We start from the raw sequence: 3,925 nt of genomic DNA on the forward strand, positions 1-3,925 counted from the left end.
TCAAGTGATAGTGATTAACGTTTGAGGTGATAGGCTTTCTAGCGGGTAAAACTTTATACTTTCCTATTCTATAATAAATACGGATAAACCACCGTTCTTTTATTGAAAAGGAAACTTCACATCTCATTTATCCGCTCACTATACACAGTTAGTTATAAAAGCACGCAAAAATGATGGAGCTAATTTTTAGTGGTCTAACTTTTCAAAAAAGTTTGTAGTTTAAATGTAAGCGATGAATAACTGAGTACCTACAAATAAAAATCGGACACCACTATAATGAGAAGTGTCCGAAGCGTATAATATGCTGAATGTCTAGCGACATTCCATCTGCACCTTTGGATTCCATGGCAAATAAGCCTCCAAAGGTGTATGTTGTCGATTTGGAAGGTAAGTTAAGAGGTAGTCCAGATATTTTCGTGGATGTAATCCGTTGGATTTGGCTGTCTCAACGAGACTCAAAATAGTCGCAACGGCATGAGCACCTTCAAAAGATTTCGAGAATAGCCAGTTCTTTCTGCCCATAACGAGTGACTTGATGCCACGTTCGGCTAGATTGTTGGACAGCACGAGACGGCCGTCCTTCAGAACGTTCATCATCCGCTCTTTCTGATTCAGCGCATAGTTGATCGCTGTGCCAAGTTTGCCATACGCAGTTAGAGATTCACACCAGTCAAAAAAGGCTTCAAGCTTCGGCTTCACTAATTCTAGGCGCTGGTCATACCGTTCGCTAACAGATAAGTCCTTGAGGGACTTATCCAACGCAAACAATTCGTTACATAGCGTGACTCCCTTATGAGCGACACTCTTACTGGAATAGTTCTGTGGACGTGCGTCATAGAACTTCCGTCTGATATGTGCCAGACAGGCGATCATTGTCATCCCTGGAAGATTATTGTACCCGGAGAACCCGTCACTATGTAGAAATCCAGTGTACTTTTTTAAAAAATCTCTAGGGACAGATCCGCTGCGTGATGGACCAAGCTTGTAGATATGTATGGCACGTTCACTGTATTTGCCGGTACTGAATAACCACATATAGGACTTTTGGCGGTCTTTGTCATTCAGTACTTTGAAGGTCGTTTCGTCGGCGTGTAGAACCTTCTGGTTCAACAGTTCTTGTCGCATGACAGCCACCAGAGCTTCGAAATAATACTGGGACGTTTTAATGTGCCAGTTCGTAATGGTATGCCGAGGGATTGGATAGCCAAGCAGATTCCAATAAGCCTCTTGGCGATAGCCAGGGACTTTTTGCTCGAATTTTTGATACATGGTTTCTGCTATCAGTGACGCAGAAGCGGCTGTGTTATTTAACGGAAGTCTGGGAATTTCAGATTTTGCAAAAGGCGTGCGCGTTCCGCTTTTCTCACAGTTCGCGCAGGCATATGTTTTCTGGAAATGTCTGTGGTTTTCAACTCTCGCCGGGATAAATTTAACTTCCTGACGGATGAGTTGTGTGCTGATTTCTTTCATTCCTTCTTTACATGTTGGACACGTACAAGACTCAATTTCATGAATGTGGTCAACAGTAGGAAGAGAAGACAACTGCTTGTCTTTTAACCCTTTACGTTTTTTGCGACGGTTAACGGTTGTGACTATAACTTCTTCTTCGTCGCTTTGGTCACCAGTCTGCTCTGGTTCGCTAAAAAGGAGATCGTTGAAGAGGTTGCCCTGGTTTGGATCACCGTTCAACGTTTCCTTCTTTGGGCCGTATAATTTCTGAGTTAAAAATTCGATTTGTTCTTTCTGTAGGGAAAGCTCATCATCTTTCTGAGCGATAAGGGTCTTCAGTTGTTTGTTTTCTTCTAGTAGCTGGTCCAACTTTTCAATAATCACTTCAAACTGTTTGTCGCTCTTGATAGACATGCCTGCTTCTCCTCACATAAATAATACTTAAATTTTACACTAATCAGGAAAAGAAAACGAGAGAGCCATTGATTTTTTTATCAATTTCTCTCTCGTTTTTTAGGCTATACTCCCTTTAACCGCAGGTTTTATAGAAACTTTTTGGTTAACAGATAGTCCTTCAAGCAGCCAACGCAGCTGTTGTGCACTTAATTGTTGAATCTCGTTCTGGTTACGCGGCCAATTCAATTTCCCATTCTCTAAACGCTTATATAAGAGAAGGAAGCCGTCGCCTTCCCAATAAAGAGCTTTGAACCGATCCTTCTTTCCACCACAGAATAGAAAGAGAGCGTCGTTATAAACATCCACATCATATTCTTCAGTGATCGTCGCAGCTAATCCGTCAATTTGACGGCGCATATCCGTTTTTCCACACACAATAAAAATATTCTCTACTTGAGTAAAGTCAACGAGTTTCATTTAATGACAACTCCGCGAGGAGAACTCTCAAGGTCGAGGGTTTGATTCCCTCATAAACTAGTAGCTCTGCCTGACTATTTTTTAAATGGGCCACTAATTTCTGTGACTGGTGCTTTGTAATGCGTTGACGCTTAGTGTTATCGTCATGCAGGGTCACCGGTATGATAGATTGTTTATTCTTTTCCAAATTGAAAAACCTCCTGTGTACTTATGATATCTTAAGTTTAACAGGAGGTCGCGAGGACTCGAAGGTACCTAGCTATTCATCGCTTACGTTTAAATTAAATAAAAAAGAAGTCAGCGCATTTTGTTTGTTGGCTTCTTCTTTATTTGCTTAAAACTATTTAATTCCAAAAACCCACTCGAATTATCTTATCTATTAAATATCGTGAGATACGTTTTGCAATACAACTCAGGTTAAAAAATAACAGTAGTTAAATAAGTTCAAAATCCCAACCTTAAATTCAATAACGTTTCACTAATCTCGTCCTCATTAATTCCGATATAGCGCTTACTAATTCTTAAAGTTCAATTCAAACAATGAATTACAAGTCCCCACATTCAAATTAAATTCCATATCGAGATATATTCTCTCCAGGTATCAATGAATTCTTTTTATTTAAGCCTTAGAAAGCTTCTTGAACCTTCGTATTTACTCTAGTTACCTAAATCATTTGGCATACCTTCCAGTTCAATTAACCAAAGAGAAACAATGATGTGATTGAACTAAAAAAACAGAATCATTACATTCAGCGAGTGACCTTAATAGAAAAATGAGAAATAGAGAAAAAACAGCTTAAAAAAGAAGAAAATCGGGTAGCTTTCTTCCTACATGACACTATGACCAGCACTATTTGACATAGAACCTCATTTGTAAAAAGCTACAATCACCATTATCCCCCTGAATTATGTATCTGTTCTACAAAATAAAGTATTATTAGCATTGACATTAATCGATTAATGAATATACTAAACATGTCATATGATAATTAATAAAATGTAAATCTTATAATTGCTATAACATTTATGAAGAAGAGGTGAACTTTATTGTTTGAATTTACAAAGAAGCCTATCATTATATTAGCTAGCTTGACATTAATTGCTACCCATATTCCACTAAAAGTAGCTGCTCAATCTGCTACAATACCAGAAAAATCAGCAACTGCTAACTTACAAAATAATGAAATTATAAGACCGCACGATTTTGATGATTTTGATTATCAGTCTTTTCTAGATGAGATGGTACGTGATATAAAGGTGGAAACAGGAGAAGAGATATCTGCTGTATTAGATGAAAATTCAAATGTTGTAATATCATACTACAATGAAAATAATAAAAAATCTAAAATAATAATAGTCGATCCTATAACTAGTGAAACATCTATTGATGGTATTGACTACGGTGAAATTATAGAGACAGAAACTTTTATTGATTATAGTAAAGTAGACAACTTTTCTCTAATGTCCACTTCTGATTGGAGTCCAGTTTATTATCATACTACTAAAAATACTATTAAGAAACTTACTGGAGATTTTGAATTTACCCTTTTTACACTAAATATCCACTATTGCATGTAATTAGAAAACCTGTATTCGTTAATTC

At 37.5% G+C, this 3,925-nt stretch carries 4 protein-coding genes and 1 pseudogene; 1 reads left to right on the plus strand and 4 read right to left on the minus strand.

The features are described 5' to 3' along the window. Positions 1-312: 312 nt before the first annotated feature. From tnpC to ABFX15_RS12210, 4 genes and pseudogenes are all read right to left on the minus strand, one after another. A complete protein-coding gene (tnpC, locus tag ABFX15_RS09305; RefSeq protein ID WP_346025150.1) occupies positions 313-1,863 on the minus strand; it encodes an IS66 family transposase in 1,551 nt (516 codons plus the stop codon). A gap of 99 nt (positions 1,864-1,962) precedes the next feature. Beyond that, the gene (gene tnpB / locus ABFX15_RS09310; RefSeq protein WP_343754126.1) at positions 1,963-2,322 is read right to left on the minus strand and encodes an IS66 family insertion sequence element accessory protein TnpB; all 360 of its coding nucleotides are present in this window, start codon (positions 2,320-2,322) and stop codon (positions 1,963-1,965) included. After that, entirely contained in the window at positions 2,309-2,509 is a 201-nt protein-coding gene (locus tag ABFX15_RS09315; RefSeq protein ID WP_346025151.1) for a hypothetical protein, read from the minus strand. The genes tnpB and ABFX15_RS09315 overlap by 14 nt, the downstream gene beginning before the upstream one ends. 257 nt (positions 2,510-2,766) lie before the next feature. Beyond that, positions 2,767-2,844: pseudogene (locus tag ABFX15_RS12210) on the minus strand (tyrosine-type recombinase/integrase); the annotation flags it as partial. A 525-nt stretch (positions 2,845-3,369) separates the two neighbouring features. On the opposite strand from ABFX15_RS12210, the gene ABFX15_RS09320 reads away from it, so the two are divergent. Beyond that, on the plus strand, positions 3,370-3,900 hold the full coding sequence (locus ABFX15_RS09320; protein WP_346025152.1) for a hypothetical protein: 531 nt from the start codon (positions 3,370-3,372) through the stop codon (positions 3,898-3,900). The last annotated feature ends 25 nt before the right edge of the window (positions 3,901-3,925 follow it).

Source organism: Alkalibacterium indicireducens, from assembly GCF_039522005.1.
Lineage (GTDB): Bacteria > Bacillota > Bacilli > Lactobacillales > Carnobacteriaceae_A > Alkalibacterium > Alkalibacterium indicireducens.